Here is a 20,848-nt window from a genome sequence, read left to right as displayed (position 1 = left end):
CGAGTTAGTTAGGGCAGCCTTTACTAATTTGGAGGACAGTGTGGGTGACGCGGCGACGAGTTCCGAGACCGTCCGCAAGGAGGTTGCCGAACTCCTCGGGGTCAGCCCCGACGCCGTCGACCCCGACGCCGACCTGATCGCCTCCGGCCTGGACTCCATCCGGATGATGTCGCTGTCCGGGTGCTGGCGTAAGCAGGGCATCGACATCAACTTCGCCGCGTTGGCGCAGAACCCCACCGTCGCGGCGTGGTCGGCGCTGGTCGGCGAGCGCACCGCCGGCGCCGAGGTGGGCGCGGGCGCCGCAGACCCCGTCGGGTCCGACGTCGGAGCCGACGAGGCGTTTCCGCTCGCACCGATGCAGCACGCCATGTGGCTGGGACGCAACGACGACCAGCAGCTCGGCGGGGTGGCCGCGCACCTGTACGTGGAGTTCGACAGCGCCGGTGTCGACCCGGACCGGCTGCGCGAGGCGGCGGCGAAACTCGTTGCGCGCCATCCGATGCTGCGTGTGGAGATCCTGCCCGACGGCACCCAGCGGATCGGCGACCGCAATCTGTCCGTCACCGTTTACGATCTGCGGGAGCTTCCCGACGACGCGGTGCGAGAACGCCTCGATGCCATCCGCGACGAGAAGTCGCATCAGGTTCTCGACGGCGACGTGCTGGAACTGAGTCTGTCGCTGTGCCCCGGCGGACGCACCCGCCTGCACGTCGACATGGACATGAACGCCGCCGACGCGGTGAGCTACCGCAAGTTCATGGCGGATCTCGCGGTGTTCTACCGCGGAGGTGAGCTGCCGGAGCTGGGCTACACCTACCGGCAGTACCGCGACGCGCTCACCGCCTCTGACACCGGCCCGTCCGAAGAGGACCTGCGGTGGTGGGCCGAACGCCTGCCGGATCTGCCGGAACCGCCTGCGCTGCCGCTGGTTCCGCCCGCCGAACGGGAGGATCCGCGGCGCAGCGTCCGGCTGTGGCACGTCTTCGACGTGCCGACCCGCGACGCTCTGTTCGCCGCTGCCCAACGTCGCGGCCTCACCCCGGCGATGGCCGTGGCGGCGTCGTATTCCAACGCACTGGCGCGGTGGTCGACCAACTCGCGCTTCCTGCTCAACTTGCCGATGTTCGGCCGCGAACCGTTTCATCCCGATGTCGAGAAGCTGGTCGGATGCTTCACCTCGTCGCTGATGCTCGACATCGACCTCACCCAGACCCGCACGCCTGCAGAGCGCACCCGAGCGGTTCAGGAGACGTTGCACCGCACCGCGCAGCACTCGAGCTACTCGGGGCTGTCGGTGCTGCGCGATCTGGGCCGGCATCGCGGCACTCAGACCCTGGCGCCGATCGTGTACACCAGCGCGATCGGGCTGGGTGACCTGTTCGCGGGAGAGGTGACCGACCAGTTCGGCGCCCCGGTGTGGACGATTTCGCAAGGTCCGCAGGTGCTTCTGGACGCACAGGCCACACCGCTGGCGACCGGTCTGATGATCAACTGGGACGTCCGCATCGACGCGTTCCGGCCCGGCGTCGCCGAGGCGATGTTCGCCTACCACATCGCCGAGCTCACCAGGCTCGCCACCGACGACGCGGCGTGGGACGCCCCGGATCCGCCCGCGGTGCCGCCGGAGGCCCGAGCGGTGCGCGAGGCGCACAACGCCACGACCGCGCCGCCCAGCGGGGAAGCGTTGCACGACGGCTTTTTTCGCGCGGCGACGGCGACACCCGACGCGCCCGCACTGGTCGCCCGCGACGGTGAGCTCAGCTACGGTGAGCTGCGCAAACAGGCGCTCTCGATCGCGAGGACGTTGCGAGACAACGGGGTCGAACCAGGCGACCTGGTCGCGTTGATAGGGCCGAAATGCGCCGAGCAGATCCCCGCGGTGCTGGGCATCTTGGCCACCGGGGCGGCGTACCTGCCGATCGGCGCCGACCAACCGGCGGACCGGACCGCGCGGATCCTGGAGTCCAGCGGTGTGGCGGCGGCGCTGATGTGCGGCGACGCCCAACCGGGTGCGGGTCTGCGGGTGCCGACGATCACCGTCGCCGCCGCGCTCGGCCGCGACGCGGATTTCGAGCCCGCCGCCGTGGACCCGTCGGCGTTGGCGTACGTGCTGTTCACCTCGGGCTCGACCGGGGAGCCCAAGGGCGTCGAACTGACCCACGCCGCGGTGATGAACACGGTCGAGTTCCTCAGCGAGCACTTCGAACTCGGGCCGAACGACCGCAGCCTGGCGTTGGCCTCACTGGAAGCCGACATGTCGGTGCTGGAGGTCTTCGCGATCCTGCGGGCGGGCGGCACGGTTGTCGTGGTCGACGAGGAGCGGCGCCGCGACCCCGACAGCTGGGCAAATCTGATCGAGCAGCACTCGGTCACCTTCCTGAACTGGATGCCGGGCTGGCTGGACATGCTGCTGAACGTCGGCGGCGCGCGGCTGTCGAGTCTGCGGGTGGTGCTTCTCGGTGGCGACTGGGTGCGACCGGAACTCATTGCGGCCCTGCGCTATGCCGCACCGGGCGTGCGGGCGGCCGGGCTGGGTGGGGCGACCGAGACCGCGGTGCACGCAACGTTGTGCGAGGTCGACGGCGAGCCGCCGCCGCACTGGACCTCGGTGCCGTACGGCACGCCGTTCCCCAACAACGCGTGCCGGGTGGTCGCCGCTGACGGCTCGGACTGCCCGGACTGGGTGCCCGGCGAGCTGTGGTTCTCCGGCCGGGGCATCGCCCGCGGCTACCGCGGCCGCCATGACCTGACGGCCGAGAAGTTCGTCGAACACGACGGCCGAACCTGGTACCGCACCGGCGATCTCGTGCGCTACCAGCCCGATGGCACGCTGGAGTTCGTCGGACGAATCGACCATCGGGTCAAGATCAGCGGATACCGGATCGAGCTCGGCGAGGTCGAGGCGGCGCTCAAGCGCGTCGCGGGCGTCGACGCCGCCGTCGCCGCCGTGATATCCGGCGAGCGCGACGTGCTGGCGGCGTTGGTGCGTACCACGGATCCCCGCGTCGACTCGAGCGTCGTCACGGCGAGCATGGCCGAATTGGTTCCCGCGCACATGGTTCCGAAGGTCGTCGTGGTGACCGACCGGATACCGTTCACGCTGGCGGGCAAGATCGACCGCGCCGCGGTCGAACGGCAACTGGCCGACGTCGAGGTGCCCGCCGAGCACGCCTACCGCGCGCCGTCGAACCCGTTGGAGTCGGCGCTGGTGGCGATCGTCGCCCGTGTCTTGGGGGTCGACGCGTCGCACGTTGGCGTCGACGACGACTTCTTCGCGCTCGGCGGAGATTCCCTGCTGGCCACCCATGCGGTCGCGCGGGTTCGCGACTGGCTGGACACGTCGTCGGTGATGGTCATCGACATGTTCGCGGCCCGAACGGTGGCGAAACTGGCCCAGCGGCTGCGCGAGCGCGAACCCGACAGCGAGCGTCTGGACGCGGTGGCCGAGGTGTACCTGGACATCGCGGAGATGGACAGCGCCGAGGTGCTCTCCGAACTCGGCTAGCCGGGATCGTTGGGCGCCGAGATCGACGAAATGGTCGCAAATACGCGAGAGAATCCACCATTTCGTCGATCTCGGCGAAGAAACTAGAGCAGGGCGGCGGCCAGCCGACGCCACTGCTCGCGCGGGAATTCCCTCGGGTCAGCGGTCAGCACCTGCACGCACACGTGGTCGGCGCCCGCGTCGCGATGCTCGTTGACGCGGGCCCGCACCGCGTCCTCGTCGCCCCAGGCGATGATCGCGTCGAACAACCGGTCGCTGACCGACGTCACATCGTCCTCGGTGAAGCCGGAGCGCAGCAGATTGTTGGCGTAGTTCGGCAACGCCAGATACGAACGCAGCCAGTCCTTTCCGGCCGCGTGGGCCTCCGTCTTGTCGTCGGTGAGCAGCACGGTCTGCTCGGGCAGCAGCAACGGTCCCTCGCCCAGCACCTCGCGGGCCGACCGGGTGTGCTCGGGCGTGACGAGATACGGGTGCGCGCCACGGGACCGCGTCGCCGCCAACTGCAGCATCTTGGGGCCGAGCGCCGCGAGCACCCGGTTGGCGACCGGCACCGGATTGAGCGTCGCGTCGATCGCGTCGAGGAACGCCCGCGTCGCCGCCAGCGGCTTGCGGTAGCGACCCGGCTCCTTCGAGTCGATCAGCGGCGCATGGCTGCAACCGATGCCCAGCAGGAAACGCTCACCGTGTTGCTCCGTCAGGCTGGCGTAGCGGGCGGCCACCTCGGCGGGCTCGTGCATCCACAAATTCAGGATGCCGGTCGCGATGACCACCTGTTTGGTCGACGACAGCAGGTGATCCACCGAATCGAGGACCGGCCCACCGACATCGGGTATCCACAGCGCCTCGAAGCCGAGCTCCTCGAGTTCCGCGGCCGCCTCCGCGGCCTCACCCTGATCGCCGTAGCGCAGCTGAGAACTCCAAATCCCGACACCCGCCAGATCCATGCCCCGTCCTTTCGAGATGGCCGACCAGCACCACGTTACGTAGCCGCCGGCGCGACCGGTAGGGCTGTCTGCTGCCGGTCGTGCGGCGTGGCAGTTCTGGAGCGGCGGGCCGCCGAGAACTGGCCAGCAAAACAGACCGCCGCGCTTCTATGCGGCGACGCGTGCCCAGCAAAAGGGCCGGAAGGGGCAGCGACGTGGTCGACATCACCCGCCGGCACTCGGGGCGTAGGCGTGTTCGGCGGACCGAAGATAAGGTAATGTCAGCCTAACTTAGGGCAGCCTGCGCTAATTCGTGGAGGAAGAAGATGAGGTTACCGACCGCGCAAAACCAGGCCGTCCATATCCGGAGAGCCGATGCGACGCCGCCGCGCCGATGATCGACGAACAGCGCCAACTGACCTTCGCGCCCTGGATCAAACGCTCACCCGGCCGGTGCGCAGACGGCGCGACGGTGGTGTTCCCCCACGCGGGCGGCGCGGCGGCGGCCTACCGCTCCTTCGCGACCGCGTTGGCCGCCAACGGCAACGACGCGTTCGTCCTGCAGTATCCGCAACGCGCCGACCGGCTTTCCCATCCAGCCCCCGACAGCGTCGAACAGCTGGCCGCCGACCTGTTCGCCGCCGGTGACTGGACCCGGCTGGGCCCGCTGCGGCTGTTCGGCCACTGCATGGGCGCGATCATCGCGTTCGAGTTCGCCCGCGTCGCCGAACAACACGGCGCCGACGTCAGCCAGCTGTGGGTGTCGGCCAGCCAGGCACCGCACACGGTCGTCACCTCGCCGCGGCTGCCCACCGCCGCCACCGAGGTGGTCGCCAACATGGTCGATCTCGGCGGCACCGATCCGCGGCTGCTCGACGACGAGGAGTTCATCGACCTGCTGGTGCGCGCGGTGCGTGCCGACTATCTGGCGTTCAACCGGTACGCATGCGGGCCGGATCGCAAGGTCGGCGCCGACATCCACCTGCTCGGCGGTCGCGAGGATCACCGGGTGAGCCAGGACATGTTGCGCGCGTGGGAGATCCACACCGAGCAGGTCGTCACGCTCACCCTCTTCGACGGCGGGCACTTCTACCTCAACGAGCACATCGACACGGTCGCGGAGCTGATCAATGCCAGCTAGCGACCCCGGCGACCCCCGCGACCCGGTCGTCATCATCGGGATGGCACTCGAAGCCCCCGGCGGCATCGAAACCGCCGACCAGTACTGGTCACTGCTCGCCGAACAACGCGAAGCCCTGAGCCCCTTCCCGCGCGACCGCGGCTGGCCGATCCGCGAGGTGCTGGACGGGTCGCGGCGCGACGGCTTCAAACCCATCCAGGACCTGGGTGGATTCCTCACCGGCGCGGCCACCTTCGATCCCGAGTTCTTCTCCATCTCGCCGCGCGAGGCCGTCGCGATGGACCCGCAGCAGCGCGTCGCGCTGCGGGTGGCATGGCGCGCCCTGGAGAACACCGGGATGAACCCCGACGATCTCTCCGGCCACGACGTGGGCTGCTACATCGGCGCGTCGACGACGGGCTACGGCCCCGCCCTGGCCGAGTTCACCGACCTCACAGGGCATCTGATGGCAGGCACCGCGCTGGGCCCGGTGTCCGGCCGGATCGCCTACACGCTCGGGCTGGCCGGGCCCGCGCTGACCATCGACACCTCGTGCTCGTCGGCGCTGACCGCGATCCACGTCGCCGGCCAAGCGCTGCGCTCCGGCGACTGCGACATGGCGCTGGCAGGCGGGGTGTGCGTGATGGGGTCACCGGGGTTCTTCGTCGAGTTCTCCAAGCAGCACGCGCTTTCCGACGACGGCCATTGCCGTCCGTACAGCGCGCATGCCTCGGGCACGGTATGGGCCGAGGGCGCGGCGATCTTCGTTCTGCAACGCCGGTCGCGGGCGTTGCGCGACGGACATCGGGTCCTCGCCGAGCTGCGCGCCACCTGCCTGAACCAGGACGGCCGATCGGTCGGTCTCACCGCGCCGAGCGGGCCGGCGCAGGCGCGGCTTTTCCAACGGGCCCTCGAGCACGCCGGGGTGCGTCCCGAGGACATCGGGATGATCGAAGGGCACGGCACCGCAACCCGGCTCGGCGACCGCACGGAGCTGACCTCGTTGGCGCAGACCTACGGCGCCACCGCACCCGGCCGCGGCGGGCTGCTCGGCTCGGTGAAGTCGAACATCGGCCACACCCAGGCCGCCGCCGGTGGGCTCGGTCTGGCCAAGGTGCTCGTCGCCGCCGAGCACGCCGCCGTGCCGGCCACCCTGCACACCGACGAGGCCAGCCGTGAAATCGACTGGGACAGCCAGGGGTTGCGCCTGGCCACCAAGATGACCCCCTGGCCGGCGGTCGACGGGCAGCGCCTGGCGGCCGTGAGCGCATTCGGCATGAGCGGCACCAACGCGCACGTGGTCGTCTCGATACCGCAGGGCGCCACCGGAAGCGAGGCAGCCTGATGCCATCAAGCAGGTTGCCGGACGGCCGGGTGCCGGTGGTGCTCAGCGCGCACGCCGAGGAACTGATCGGCGCCGACGCCCGGGCGATCCTGCGCTATCTGGATCGGGGCCCGGACGTGCGTGCGGTCGCGGGCACTCTGTTGCGGACCCGCCGGTTGCGCAGGCACCGTGCGGTGCTGCGCGCGGGCGACATCGCCGCGCTGGCCGACGGTCTGCGTGCGCTGATCGCGAACGAGGACCACCCGCTGGTCGCCCGATCCTCGGAATCAACCGCTGCCCGAACCGCATTCGTCCTTCCCGGCCAGGGCAACCAATGGCCGTCGATGGGCGCCGAGGCCTATCACCGGTCCCCGCTGTACCGGGCGGAGGTCGACCGCTGCGCCGCGGCGTTCGCCGCCACGGGAAGCGGGTCGCCGCTGCCGTACCTGATCGCCGACACCGACGACGGCGACTGGTCGCAGGTGCAGATCCAGGCCGCGCAGTTCACCCACGCGGCGGGGCTGGCCCAGGTGTGGCGATCGTGCGGCATCGCCCCCGACATCGCGGTCGGACACAGTCTCGGCGAGGTGGCCGCCGCCTACATCACGGGCAGCATCACGCTCTCCGACGCGGCAGCGGTGGTGATCGCCAGGGCCAGGGTGGTCGACGGCCTGGCCGGAAACTACGGTATGGCCGCGCTGGGCACCACGTTCGAAGAGGCTCAACGACTTTGCGCCACGATCGACGATTGGCTCGAGGTGTCCGCCGTCAACTCCGCGTCCTCGGTGGTGGTGTCGGGACACCGCGGCGCCGTCGACGCACTTTTGGCCGCGGCGTCGGAGCGCGGCCTGTTCGCCCGCCCGCTCGACGTGAACTACCCCGGCCACACCAGCGCGCTCGAACCGCTGCGCGAAAATCTGGAAACGCTGTTGCCACGCGGTCAATTCGCGACGGGCACAGTGGAGTTCATCGGGTCAGCGACGTCACAGGTGGTTCCCGCGGGCACAGACTTCGTCGACTACTGGTACCGCAACCTGCGCAACACCGTGCGCTTCGATCGGGCCGTGACGGCCGCTCGGGAGCGCGGCGCGTCAAGGTTCGTCGAGCTGTCGGCACATCCGTCGCTGTTGTTCGCGTTGGGCGATCTGGTCGCCGACGGCGCCGGTGAACCGCCGTCGATCGTCGGGTCCGGGCAGCGGGATGAGCCCTGGCCCGACGCCATGTCGGCCGCCGTCGTGCGTGCCGCGGTGGCCGACCCCGAATACCGCTGGGCCGACCTGGTGGACGTCGACGTAGCCCTGCTGCCGGGCTTCCCGAACGCCTCGATGCGTTCCGTTCGGCTGTGGGCGGCGCCGAAACCGTTGGCGCCGGTCGCCGGAATCACCGTGGCCGACGAGCAATGGATCCCGACCGTGGGCGCGGTCAGCGGCGATGCGATCCGGCGAATCGCGGTGGTCGAACTCGCCGGACCCGTTGGGGCGCTCGGCGATCGGCTGCGCAGCGCCGCCCGGCACCACCCGTACGCGCAACCCGCCGCGCCACACGAGGCCGACATCGTCGTCGCGGTCGCCCCCGTGCTCGACCACCCCGACGCCGAATTGGCCGCGCAGGAGATCGCCAAGCTCATCGACACCGGGTTGCTCGACTACGTCGAGACCGCGGGATCGGCCGGCACGACGTTGTGTCTGGTGACCGTCGGCGGCGAACACGTCCGGCCCGACGAACCCGCGGCCCTGCCGGCCCAGACCGCGCTGGCCGCGATGCACCGCAGCATCGGCCTCGAACGTCCCGAGCAGACCTACCGCCGCGTGGACCTGCCGTCGTGGGAGATCGACGACGCCACCGCCGCCGCCGCGCTCGACGCGGTGCTCGGCGACGCGCAGGAAACCGCCGTGCGCGACGGCGACAACGGCCCCGCCACCTACGTGCGCGCCGTGACCGAAGCCGCCACGGCGGCGACCCCGTGGCCACTGGACGACGGTGTGCTCGACAACGTGGTGATCACCGGCGGCACCGGCACCGTCGGCCTGCACTTCGCACGGCATCTCGCCGACCGGGGGGCCCGCCGGATCGTGCTCGTCAGCCGCAGCGGTATCGACGCCACCAACAAGGCCGAACTGGACCGCACAGGCGCCGAAATCGTCTCGGCGCGTTGTGACCTCACCTGTCCGCAGCAGACGGCGGCCGCGGCCCGCGAGCACGGTGGGGACGGCGCCACGCTGCTCATCCACGCCGCAGGGGCCGCGACGTTCACCGAACGCGACGGCATCACCGGCGCCGCCTTCGCCGACACCGCGGCGGCCAAGGTCAACGGCTTGGCCCACATGGTCGATCGTTGGCCGCTGCGCCCCGGCGCCCGGATCGTGGTGTGCTCGTCGGCGTCCGGCGTCTGGGGTGGCCGCGGCCACGGCGCCTACTCCGCGGCCAACCGGATGCTCGACGCGGTGGCCGGCCAACTGCGCGCCAAGGGACAACACTGCGTGGCCGTGAGATACGGCCTGTGGCAGGGTGATCCGCGGCACGGCGGCGGCATCGCCGAGGCGGCCGGGGTGGCGAACATCGAACGTTCAGGGCTGTTGCCCATGGCGCCCGACATGGCGATCGCGGCGAGCCTGTGCGACCACCGAACCGACCCGCTGGTGATGACCGCCGACAGCGACCGCCTGCGGACGTTCCTCGACACCCACACGGTCAGCGAAACATCTTCGCCCGACGCAGAACTCGACGCCGCGGGAGTCGCCGACCGCGTGCTGTCCGAACTGGCCGCCGTGCTCAACCTCGACGCGAACGCGATCGACCCCGAAATGTCGCTGCTTGACCTCGGGTTGGATTCGCTGCTCGCGCTCGACCTGCGCAAGCGGCTGATGCGGGCGACCGGCACGAAGGTGGCCCTGGCGACGCTGCTCGGCGGAATCACGGGCGGCGAACTCATCGACAGCCTGCACGACCCGACAGGTTCCCCACGTACAGAGAAGGTGGAAACCACGCGTGACTGACACAGTAGACATCCGCGAGGACCTCGAGCAGCGTCGCCTGGAGCTATTGCGCCGCAGGCTCGCCGAGCGCGGGCTGCGGTCGGCGAACGCGCAGGCCGGCCCGGCCGACGCCGTTCTCTCCGACGGCCAGCGCCGCATGTGGTTCGTTCAGATGACCGATCCCACCGGGGCGGTACTCAACATCTGCCTGTCGTACCGGCTCACCGGCGTGCTCGACATCTCACGGCTGCACGACGCGGTCAACGCCGTCGCCGCCCGCCATCCCGCGCTGCGCACCACCTACCAGGCCGACGCCGACGGCGAACCGCAACTGACCGTGCACCACGACCTGACGCCCGGCTGGTCCGTCCACGACCTGTGCGAGCTCTCCGAACACGCCCGCCGACTGCGCCTGGAGGTACTGGCGCAGCGTGAGTTCAACGCCCCGTTCGACCTCAGCACCGATGCGCCGCTGCGCATCACGGTGATCCGCACAGCCCCCGACGAACACGTCATGCTGCTGGTGGCCCACCACATCGCGTGGGACGACGCCTGCTGGCAGGTGTTCTTCGGTGACCTCACCCGCGCCTACCGCGGTGAGCCGCTGCCTGCTCCCGCGCCGGTGCCCGCGGTGGACACCGAGCCCAGCGCCGAGGACCTGGACTACTGGCGCGCCGTGATGGCAGACCCGCCGGAGCCCCTCGAGCTGCCCGGGCCCAACGGATCCGTCGTCCCGGCGAATTGGCGCTCACAGCGCTGCACGCTGACGCTGCCGCAGCCGACGGCCGAGCGGGTGACCAAGCTGGCCAAGGAATCCGGCGCAACGCCCTACATGGTGCTCTTGGCAGCGTTCGGGGTGTTGATGCACCGCTACACGCACGCCGACGACCTGCTGGTGGCCACCCCGGTGCTCAACCGTTCCGCCGACCTCGACGAGGTCATCGGCTACTACGGCAACACGGTGGCGCTGCGGCTGCGCCCGCGGCCCCGCCAGACGTTCCGCGAAATCCTCGCGGCCACCCGCGACACCGCGGTCGGCGCGTTCGCGCATCAACGGGCCAACCTCGACCGGGTCGTGCGCGAGCTCAACCCCGACCGCCGCCATGGCGTGGAACGGATGACCAGGGTCGCGTTCGGGGCCCGCGGCGCCGACGGCGCCGGCTTCAACCCGCCCGGCATCACGTGCGAACGCGCCGAACTGCGTGGCCGGTTCACCCAACTGCCGCTGGCGTTCATGGTCGAGTTCGACGGACCCGAGGTCGTGGTGGAAGCCGAGTACCTGATCGAGGTGCTCGACGCCACGCTGGCCCGGCAACTGCTCGACCACTACGCCGTGCTGCTCGACGACGCGCTGCGCAACATCGACCAGCCGATCAGCGAGCTGCAGTTGATGGACTCCGCCGACCTCGAATGGCTGCGCACCGTCTCAGCGGGCGACGAATTCCACACCCCGGCAAAGACATTGACGGAGTTGGTGGAATCGCAGGTGGCCCGCACACCGGAGGCGGTGGCACTCGTCTACGAAGGCCGCCACTACTCCTACCGTGAGCTCAACGAGTCGGCCAACCGGGTGGCGCACTGGCTGATCGAGCAGGGCACCGGCGCCGAGGACCGCGTCGCGGTCTTGCTGGACCGCTCACCCGAGCTGGCGATCACCGCGCTCGGCGTGATCAAGGCGGGCGCCATCTACCAGCCCGTCGACCCCACCTATCCCGACGACCGGCTGACGTTCATCCTCTCGGACTCCGACCCGAAACTCGTGCTGCGCGAGCCGGTCACCGGACTGGACCGGTTCAGGACCGACAACCCCACCGACGCCGACCGGGTGCGTGCACTGAGCCCGGACAACACCGCCTATCTGATCTACACGTCGGGCTCGACCGGCCTGCCCAAGGGGGTGCCGGTGCCGCACCGGCCGGTCGCCGAATACCTCGTGTGGTTCGCCGACGAGTACGAGATCGACCATCGCGAGCGGCTGCTGCAGGTGGCCTCACCGAGCTTCGACGTCTCGATGGGCGAGATCTTCGGCATGCTGGCCTGCGGTGGGCGGCTGGTGATTCCGCGGCCCGACGGCCTGCGCGACATCGGTTACCTCACCGAGCTGCTGCACGACGAGGGCATCACCTCGATGCACTTCGTGCCGTCACTGCTGGGGCTATTCCTGTCGCTTCCCGGCGTGAACCAGTGGCGCACGCTGCAGCGCGTGCCGATCGGCGGCGAGGCCCTGCCCGGTGAGCTCGCCGACAAGTTCCACGCCACGTTCGACGCGCTGCTGCACAACTTCTACGGGCCCACCGAGACGGTCATCAACGCCAGCCGCTACAAGGTGGAGGGCACCCAGGGCACCCGCATCGTGCCGATCGGCACGCCCAAGATCAACACCCAGATCCACCTGCTCGATGACGCGCTGCAGCCGGTGCCGGTCGGCGTCATCGGTGAGATCTACATCGGTGGAACCCATGTCGCACACGGTTACCACGACCGCCCCGGGCTGACGGCCGAGCGGTTCGTCGCCGACCCGTTCACCGCCGGCGGCCGGCTCTACCGATCCGGCGACCTGGCCCGCCGCAACGCCGACGGCGACATCGAGTTCGTCGGGCGCGCCGACGAGCAGGTCAAGATCCGCGGCTTCCGCATCGAACTCGGCGAGGTCGCCGCGGCGATCTCGGTGGACCCCAGCGTGGGTCAGGTCGTCGTGGTGGCCAGCGATCTGCCGGGGCTGGGCCGCAGCCTGGTCGGCTATCTGACCCCGGCCTCCGACACCGAGGTGGTCGACGTCGACCGCATCCGCAACAGGGTCGCAGCCGCGCTGCCGGAATACATGACACCCGCGGCATATGTCGTCGTCGACGAGATCCCGATCACCGCCCACGGCAAGATCGACCGGGCGGCACTGCCCGAACCGGACTCCAACGCGTTGGCCGGCTCGGGTGCCGAGTACCGCGAACCCGCCGAGGGAACCGAGCGACACCTCGCGCAGCTGTTCGCCGAACTGCTCGACCGCGAGCAGGTGGGCGCCGACGACTCGTTCTTCGATCTGGGCGGGCACTCGCTGCTGGCCACGAAACTCGTTGCGGGGATTCGGTCGCGGTTCAACGCCGACATCGGCGTCAAAGAGGTGTTCGAACTCGGCACGGTCGCCGCGCTGGCCGAGCGGATCGACACGATGTCGTCGCGCGGCTCCGCGCGCCCGCCACTGGTCGCGATCCCGCACGACGGTCCACTGCAGCTGTCGGCGTCGCAGCTGCGGATGTGGTTCCAGTACCGCGTCGACGGGCCCAACCCGGTCAACAACATCCCGTTCGCCGCCCGCATCAGCGGGCCCTGCGACCCGGACGCGTTCGTTGCCGCGGTACGCGATGTCCTCGCCCGCCACGAAGTACTGCGCACGACCTACCGCGAAATCGACGGGGTGCCATACCAGATCGTCAACGATGCCGATGACATGGCGGTGCGCCAGGCACGCGGCGCCGACGACCGCTGGCTGCAGGGCGAACTCGACCACGAGCGGCGGCAGATCTTCGATCTGGAACGCGACCTGCCGGTACGCGCAGCCGTGTTGTCCACACCCGGCGCGCACGTGGTGTCGCTGGTGGTGCATCACATCGCATCCGACCACTGGTCTGCGATGGTGTTGTTCAACGACCTGCTGACCGCCTACCGGTCCCGCCGAGCCGGTCAGCCACCGAAGTTCGCGCCGCTCCCGGTGCAGTACGCCGACTACGCGGCGTGGCAGGCGAAACTGCTCGCCGACCCCGACGGCCCCGCGGCCGCACAGCGGAAATACTGGCGGACACAGCTCGCGGGCCTTCCGGAGAACCCCGGTCTGGCACCGGACTTCGCCCGCCCGGCCGTGCTGAGCGGGGCAGGCGACGGCGTCGAGTTCAGCATCGACCCGGCGACCCGTGCGAAGTTCGCCGCGTTGAGCCAGGAACTCGGCATCACCGAGTTCATGCTGCTGCAGTCGGCCGTGGCCGTGGCGTTGCACAAGGCCGGCGAGCGGCCCGACGTCCCGCTGGGAACCCCGGTCGCCGGGCGCACCGAAGCCGCACTCGACCAGCTGATCGGGTTCTTCATCAACATCGTGGTGCTGCGAAACGACCTGCGGGACAATCCCACGCTTCGCGAGGTGCTGCGGCGCTCCCGCGACACCGCCCTGGAAGCCTATGCGCACCAAGACCTTCCGTTCGACCAGGTGGTCGACGCGGTGAGCCCGACTCGGTCGCTGTCGCGTAACCCGCTGTTCGGTGTCGTGGTCCATGTGCGCGACGGGCTGCCTGTCGACCGACCCATCGAGTCGAGCGCCGAAGGCGACACCACGTTCACCGCGCTGGAGCCGCCCTTCGACGTCGCACACGCCGATCTGTCGGTCAACTTCTTCGCCACCGACGACGGCTACCGCGGCCATGTCATCTACCGCACCGACCTGTATCGCCGGGGCACCACCGAACGGCTGGTCGGATGGCTGGGACGGGTGCTGGCGGCGTTCGCCGACGATCCCGACCAGCGGGTGCGCGACGTGCAGATCGCCGACCGCGACGAGCGGCGTCAGGTACAACAGTTCAGTGCCGCAGCACAAGTCAGCATCCTTGACGGCTGGCGCGATCCCGTTCCGATAGGTGTGGTCGGCGACCTCTACGACCACGTGGTCGACGAAACCGGCGTGCGCCTTCGGGCCCGCGGCCAGCGGGGACGATGGACCGAGGACGGCCGCGTGGAGGTCGTCGAAGCCGCCTCCGTCCCCCGGCCGTCGGCGCCAACCGGGCCCGCCGAGCCGGCCCGCACCGACACCGAGCGGGCACTGGCCGCGATCCTGGCCGGCGTGCTCGACGTGCCCGAGGTCCACCGCACCGACGGCTTCTTCGAACTCGGCGGCGACTCGATCCTGGCGGTACAGGTGGCCGCCCGGGCCCGCGACGCAGGCCTGACGCTCACCCCCCGGATGGTTTTCGAGCACCCCACCGTCTCCGAACTGGCCGCCAAGGTCGACGAGGCCGGCGATACCGCACCGGACGCCGACACCCATCACGAGCCGATGTCGACCTCCGGGCTGTCGCCAGAAGAGCTCGCGGCCGTGACGTCGATGTGGACCGCGTCGCGCGACGGTGCCCCATGACCGCGACCGAGGCGACGCCCGCCATCGAAGACGTGATGGCGCTGAGCCCGCTGCAGCAGGGGCTCTACTCGCTGGCGAAGCTCAGCGACGACGACCGCGGCGATCCCTATGTGATCGCCATGGCCGCCGACATCAGCGGCACGTTGGACACCGCACTGCTACGCGACTGCGCCGCAACGATGCTGGCGCGCCATCCCAACCTGAGGGCGAGTTTCCTGCAGGCCAACCCGGGCCGGCCGGTGCAGGTGGTGCCCACCCGGGTCGACGTGCCCTGGCGGCAGATCACCGCGACCGCCGACGAGGTGGACGCGCTGGAGGCCGACGAGCGCCGCCGCCCGTTCGATCTCGAACGCGGACCGGCCATCCGATTCCTGCTCATCGCATTGCCGCGGTCGCGGTGGCGATTGATCGTCGTCGCCCACCACATCATCATCGACGGATGGTCGCTGCCGCTGTTCGTCGGTGAGCTGATCACGCTGTACCGGTCGAGCGGTGACCTCGCCGCCCTTCCGCCGCCGCCGCGACCGTACCGCGACTACATCGGTTGGCTCGCTGATCGAGACCGGGACGCCAGCCGGGAGCTGTGGCGGGAACACCTCGACGGGCTCGACGGTCCGACGCTGCTGACGCCCGCGCTGACCACCGGTGAGCCGCCGGACGGAGCGCCGCGGCGCACCGAGTTGAAGCTGGACCGTCAAGGCACCGCCGAACTGTCAGAGGCCGCGCGCGCCCGCGGTGTCACCGTGAACACCCTGATGCAGATGGCATGGGCCACACTGTTGTCGGCGTTCACCGACCGCAGCGATGTGGTGTTCGGGGTGACGGTGTCCGGGCGCCCAGGTGAGCTCACCGGCGTGGAGACGATGGTCGGGCTGTTCATCAACACGGTGCCACTACGGGTGCGGCTGGACCCGGTGGCATCGGTCGGTGCGCAATGCCGCGCGGTGCAGCGGGAGGCCGCGCTGTTGCGCGATCACAGCTACGTGCCGCACGCGGAGCTGCGGGCGCTGGGCGGTGTCGGAGAGATGTTCGACAGCCTGCTGGTGTACGAGAACTTTCCACCGGGAGGGCTGGTCGGGGGCGGCGATTTCACCGCCAACGGCGCGACGTTCCGTCCGGCGGCGCTGGAGAGCCTGTCGCACTTCCCGGTCACCATCGCCGCGCACATGGTCGACGACCAACTGACCGTGCTGGTCGAAGCGATCGACGGGGCGCTCGGCCTGATGAGCGCTGAGTCGCTGGGCCGTCGTCTGCTGGCGACCGTGGAGCGGCTGATCAGCCACTGGGACCGTCCGCTGCGCGACGTCAGCGTGCTGCTCGACGGTGAGGGCTCGCCGCCAGCCCAGATCGCCCCCGCCCCAACAGATGACGGTGTGCATACGACCTTCACCGCCGTCGCGAACCGCAGGTTGGCGTCGGTGGCCCTGAGCTGGCCCGGCGGTGAGCTGACCTTCCGCGAACTCGATGAAGCAGCCGACCGGCTGGCCGCCGCGCTGGCGCGTCGTGGCGTCGAGCCCGAACGCCCGGTGGCGATCCGCCTCGCCCGCGGCCCGCACTATGTGATCGCGATGTTCGCGGTGTTGAAGGCCGGGGGCGTGATCGTTCCGCTCGACCCGTCCATGCCCGCCGACCGCGTCGCCGACATCCTGCAGCAGTGCGACGCGACCCTGGTCATCGACGACACGCTCATCGCCGCGACCGCCGACGAACCGGTTGGGGATTTCGAACCCGTTGCGGCACAGCCGGGCCAGGCCGCCTATGTGGTGTTCACCTCGGGCACCACCGGACGACCGAAGGGCGTCATCGGCACCCATCAGGCCCTGCTGGCCTACGCCGAGGACCACGCTGAGAATGTGTTGCGCCCCGCGGCGGCCCGGCTGCGGCATCCGCTGCGGGTCGCCCACGCGTGGTCGTTCGCGTTCGACGCCGCCTGGCAGCCGCTGGCCGCGCTGCTGGATGGGCACGCCGTTCACATCGTCGACGGCGACGTGCAGCGGGATGCCGAGGCGTTGGTGCAGACGATCGGGCGGTACGGCATCGACATGATCGACACCACCCCGTCGATGTTCGCCCAACTGCACGCCGAAGGCCTGCTCACCACGGTGCCCCTCGGGGTGCTCGCGCTGGGCGGGGAGGCCGTCGGCGTCCCGGCATGGAACCTGATCCGCCACGAATGCGCCCGCACCGGCATGGCGGCCTACAACTGTTACGGCCCAACCGAAACCACGGTGGAAGCCGTCGTCGCCACCATCGCCGATCACGAGCAACCCACGATCGGGCGGCCGACCTCGCCCAGCCGCGCCTATGTCCTGGACTCCTGGCTGCGGCCGGTGCCCGACGGTGTCGCCGGCGAGCTGTACCTGGCCGGTGGCCAGGTGACCCGCGGTTACCACGGCAGGCCGGGGGAGACGGCGAGCCGATTCGTCGCCGACCCGTTCGTAGCCGGGCAGCGGATGTACCGCACCGGCGATGTGGTGCGCCGCCAGGCCGACGGTGCACTGCAGTTCCTGGGTCGCAGCGATGCCCAGCTGAAAGTTCGCGGCTTCCGGGTGGAGCCCAGCGAGATCGCCGCGGTGCTGCACAGTCATCCGGCGGTGCACCACGTCCACGTCGCGGTGCGCAGAAAACGCGGGGGGCCACGGTTGACCGCCTACGTGGCCGCCGACCCGGCGCCCGCCGTGGCCGAACTGCGCAACCTGCTGGCAAAGCGGTTGCCGCGCTACATGGTTCCGCACGCCATCGTCGTCGTCGACCAGATACCGCTGACCTCGCACGGCAAGGTCGACGACGCCGCGCTGGGCGCCATCGCCGTCGACGACGGCCCGGCGATCGCCGCCGAAACCGAAACCGAGACCGCCCTCGTCGAGGTGCTCGCCGAACTGTTGGACTGCGTCGAGGTCGACGTCACCGCGGACTTCCTGGCGCTCGGGTTGGACAGCATCGTGGCGCTCTCGGTGGTGCAGGCCGCGCGGCGACGCGGGATTCCGTTGCGGGCCCGGCTGATGCTGGAATGCGGAACCATCCGCGAACTCGCGGCGGCGATCGACAGCGAGTCGGTCAGCGTCGCACGCGACGACGGCGACGAGACCGCGCCGATCCCCCTGCTGCCCAACGCGCATTGGCTCTACGAGCACGGCGAGCCGCGTCGGCTCGCGCAGACCGAGGCGATCTGGCTTCCCGACGGCATCACCGGCGAGCACCTGCACCGGATGCTGCGGACCGTCGTCGACGGCCACCAGGTGCTGCGCTGCCGCCTCGACCTCGACACGATGACGCTCGTACCCCACGAGCCGGGCGACATCCTGACCGAGGTGCTCGTCGATGCTGACCTGACCGAAGCGGTCGCCCGGCACACCGCGGAGTCCGTGCAACGCCTTGACCCGCAACAGGGTTCGATGCTGTCGGCGGTGTGGCTGCGGCGCTCCGACGGTCCCGGAGTGCTGGTGCTGACCGCCCACGTCCTCGCGCTGGATCCGGCGTCGTGGCGGATCGTGCTGGGTGAGCTGGACGCGGCGTGGCACACGATCGCCTCCGGCAAGACACCGAGACCCATCCGCGAACACACCAGCCTGCGCCGGTGGAGCCGCCTGCTGCACGAGCGGGCACAGCAGCTGCAGACCTGCGACTTCTGGGCCGAGCAACTCGACGGCGAGGACCCCGCCCTCGGCGCGCGGCGGGTACAGCCGCAGACCGACCGGGTGGGTGACGTCGTCGTGACCGTTTCGGCGGCCGACGCCGATGTCAGCGCGCGGCTGCTGGCGTCGGCCGTGCCGACACCGCACCTGCTGGCCGTCGCGGCCGCACGCACCGTCACCCGCTGGCGGCTGCACCGCGGACAGGACCCGCAGCCGCCGCTGCTGGCGCTAGAGACCCACGGCCGCGCCGACGGGGTCGCCGAGGACGCGGACACCTCCGACACCGTCGGGCTGCTCACCGCGATCTACCCGCTGCGGGTGCAGTCGGCGCAGGACCTGGGCGCCATCCCGGGCGAGGTCATCGACTACGGCCTGCTGCGCTATCTGCGCCCCGACACCGCCGAGCGGCTCCGCGGTTACCGTGACCCGCAGCTGCTTCTGAACTTCCTGGGCCGTATCCACGTCGGGCTCGACGGCGGTGCGCTCAGGGCGGATCGCGAGCTGCTGGCGGGTGTGACGCCGTTGCCGGAGCCCGATCTTTCGGTGCGACACGAGCTCACCATCGTGGCGGCCGTGCTCGGCGAAAGCGATGCCCCGGTGTTGGCCACGCAGTGGCGCACGTTGCCCGACATCCTTTCCACCGACGACGTCGCCACCCTCCAGTCGCTGTGGCAGGAGTCGTTACGAGAGGTGGTGTCATGACCAGGTCCTCAACCCCGACATTGGTTGTGGTCGGTGCCGGGGTCAAGGCGGTCGCGGTCGCCGCCAAGGCCGCGGTGCTGCGTGAAATGGACATCGCCGTACCCCGCATCGTCGCCGTGGAACGCACTGCGGTGGCGGCCAATTGGCGGGCCGACGGTGGCTGGACCGACGGCCAGCACCGGCTCGGCACCAGCCCCGAGAAGGATGTCGGCTTTCCCTACCGGTCCTCGTTGGTACCGCGCCGCAACGCCGAACTCGACGAGCGGATGACCAGGTACAGCTGGCAGTCCTACCTCATCGGAACCAACCAGTTCGCCGAATGGGTGGACCGCGGCAGGCCGGCGCCCACCCACAAGAAGTGGAGCCAGTATCTGCGCTGGGTCGCCGACAACGTCGACATGAACGTGATCTTCGGTGAGGTGCAGCGGATCTCGGTTGACTCCGGCGCCAACGGGCAGCGCTGGGCGGTGCACACCGCGGATCAGTGCGTCGACGGCGACGGCCTGATGATCACCGGTCCCGGGCAGCCCGAGCGGTCGATCCTTCCCGGCAACCCGCGGGTGTTGTCCATCGCCGAGTTCTGGCACCGCGCCGCGCAGTGTGAGCTGATCGCCGCCGAACGTGTGGCGGTGATCGGTGGTGGCGAGACCGCCGCGTCGATGCTCAACGAGCTGTTCCGACACCGGGTTTCCACCATCACCGTGATCTCGCCGCAGGTGACGTTGTTCACCAGGGGCGAGGGTTTCTTCGAGAACACGCTGTTCTCGGATCCCACCGGCTGGACGGGCCTGACGCTCGACGAGCGTCGCGACGCGCTGACCCGGACCGACCGCGGCGTGTTCTCTGCCCGGGTGCAGGAGGCGCTGCTGTCCGATGACCGGATTCGGCACCTGCGCGGCCGGGTCGCGCACGCCGTGGCCCGCGACGGCCGAATCCGCTTGACGCTGAGCACGAATCAGGGCGCCGAACGCCTGGAAACCGTGCACGGATTCGACCTGGTGATCGACGGTTCGGGCGCCGATTCGGCGTGGTTCATACCGCTGCTTGGCCAGGACGCGCTGGATCTGCTCGAGATCGGTCTGGGCGGTCCGCTGACCGCCGATGCGCTGCAGGACGCCATCGGCTACGACCTCGCCGTCACCAATGTCACCCCGAAGCTGTTTCTGCCCGCCCTGTCCGGGCTGACGCAGGGGCCCGGCTTTCCCAACCTGTCCTGTCTCGGCCTGCTGTCGGACCGGATACTCGGCGCGGACATCGGTGCGGGCACCGAGCCCGACGACACCGCCGATCGAGCAACGAGGAGAAGCGATGAGCACCAACCCGTTCGATGACCCCGACGGCACGTTCTATGTGCTCGCCAACGACGAGGATCAGCACAGCCTGTGGCCCGGGTTCGCCGACCCGCCCGCTGGGTGGCGCGTCGTATTCGGTGAGGGCACGCGCGAGGACTGTATGACCTACATCGAGCAGAACTGGACCGACATCCGGCCACGCAGCCTGAAGGCGGCCATCGGCGCGGGGTGACCGGGCGGCTGCTCTACGTTGGGT

At 70.0% G+C, this 20,848-nt stretch carries 9 protein-coding genes; 8 read left to right on the top strand and 1 reads right to left on the bottom strand.

Annotation, left to right across the window (positions count from 1 at the left end):
* The first annotated feature begins 40 nt into the window (after positions 1 to 40).
* A complete protein-coding gene (locus MELE44368_RS02075) occupies positions 41 to 3,505 on the top strand; it encodes a non-ribosomal peptide synthetase (protein WP_164890005.1) in 3,465 nt (1,154 codons plus the stop codon).
* Between the two features lie 83 nt (positions 3,506 to 3,588).
* On the opposite strand, the gene MELE44368_RS02070 is transcribed toward MELE44368_RS02075, so the two are convergent.
* Positions 3,589 to 4,449, bottom strand: a complete 861-nt coding sequence (locus MELE44368_RS02070) for an LLM class F420-dependent oxidoreductase (RefSeq protein ID WP_128106934.1) — start codon at positions 4,447 to 4,449, stop codon at positions 3,589 to 3,591.
* Between the two features lie 373 nt (positions 4,450 to 4,822).
* On the opposite strand from MELE44368_RS02070, the gene MELE44368_RS02065 reads away from it, so the two are divergent.
* From MELE44368_RS02065 to MELE44368_RS02035, 7 genes are read left to right on the top strand one after another with little or no spacing between them, the layout of a single operon-like run.
* Entirely contained in the window at positions 4,823 to 5,569 is a 747-nt protein-coding gene (locus MELE44368_RS02065) for a thioesterase II family protein (protein ID WP_128106933.1), read from the top strand.
* Positions 5,559 to 6,893, top strand: a complete 1,335-nt coding sequence (locus tag MELE44368_RS02060) for a beta-ketoacyl [acyl carrier protein] synthase domain-containing protein (protein ID WP_128106932.1) — start codon at positions 5,559 to 5,561, stop codon at positions 6,891 to 6,893. Before MELE44368_RS02065 ends, MELE44368_RS02060 begins: the two co-directional genes overlap by 11 nt.
* Positions 6,893 to 9,868 (top strand): mycobactin polyketide synthase MbtD, encoded by a 2,976-nt coding sequence (mbtD, locus tag MELE44368_RS02055; protein ID WP_128106931.1) that lies wholly within the window; start codon positions 6,893 to 6,895, stop codon positions 9,866 to 9,868. Before MELE44368_RS02060 ends, mbtD begins: the two co-directional genes overlap by 1 nt.
* A complete protein-coding gene (locus tag MELE44368_RS02050) occupies positions 9,861 to 14,963 on the top strand; it encodes a non-ribosomal peptide synthetase (RefSeq protein ID WP_128106930.1) in 5,103 nt (1,700 codons plus the stop codon). Before mbtD ends, MELE44368_RS02050 begins: the two co-directional genes overlap by 8 nt.
* Positions 14,960 to 19,300: a non-ribosomal peptide synthetase gene (locus MELE44368_RS02045; protein ID WP_128106929.1), complete on the top strand. Its 4,341-nt coding sequence runs from the start codon at positions 14,960 to 14,962 to the stop codon at positions 19,298 to 19,300. Before MELE44368_RS02050 ends, MELE44368_RS02045 begins: the two co-directional genes overlap by 4 nt.
* Positions 19,297 to 20,631, top strand: a complete 1,335-nt coding sequence (mbtG, locus tag MELE44368_RS02040; protein WP_128106928.1) for an NADPH-dependent L-lysine N(6)-monooxygenase MbtG — start codon at positions 19,297 to 19,299, stop codon at positions 20,629 to 20,631. The genes MELE44368_RS02045 and mbtG overlap by 4 nt, the downstream gene beginning before the upstream one ends.
* Complete coding sequence (locus MELE44368_RS02035) at positions 20,609 to 20,824, top strand: MbtH family protein (RefSeq protein ID WP_128106927.1); 216 nt, start codon at positions 20,609 to 20,611, stop codon at positions 20,822 to 20,824. The genes mbtG and MELE44368_RS02035 overlap by 23 nt, the downstream gene beginning before the upstream one ends.
* Positions 20,825 to 20,848 lie beyond the last annotated feature (24 nt).

It is taken from the genome of Mycolicibacterium elephantis DSM 44368, assembly GCF_004014805.1.
GTDB lineage: Bacteria > Actinomycetota > Actinomycetes > Mycobacteriales > Mycobacteriaceae > Mycobacterium > Mycobacterium elephantis.
The sequence above is the reverse complement of the archived record's forward strand: the minus strand, read 5'-3'. Positions and strand labels throughout refer to the sequence as shown.

Excerpts from the sequence above, each read along its gene's own strand:
- mbtD (WP_128106931.1), top strand. The coding sequence starts at position 6,893 with ATGCCATCAAGCAGGTTGCCGGACGGCCGGGTGCCGGTGGTGCTCAGC.
- MELE44368_RS02065 (WP_128106933.1), top strand. The coding sequence starts at position 4,823 with ATGATCGACGAACAGCGCCAACTGACCTTCGCGCCCTGGATCAAACGC.
- MELE44368_RS02070 (WP_128106934.1), bottom strand. The coding sequence starts at position 4,449 with ATGGATCTGGCGGGTGTCGGGATTTGGAGTTCTCAGCTGCGCTACGGC.
- MELE44368_RS02045 (WP_128106929.1), top strand. The coding sequence starts at position 14,960 with ATGACCGCGACCGAGGCGACGCCCGCCATCGAAGACGTGATGGCGCTG.
- MELE44368_RS02035 (WP_128106927.1), top strand. The coding sequence starts at position 20,609 with ATGAGCACCAACCCGTTCGATGACCCCGACGGCACGTTCTATGTGCTC.
- mbtG (WP_128106928.1), top strand. The coding sequence starts at position 19,297 with ATGACCAGGTCCTCAACCCCGACATTGGTTGTGGTCGGTGCCGGGGTC.
- MELE44368_RS02060 (WP_128106932.1), top strand. The coding sequence starts at position 5,559 with ATGCCAGCTAGCGACCCCGGCGACCCCCGCGACCCGGTCGTCATCATC.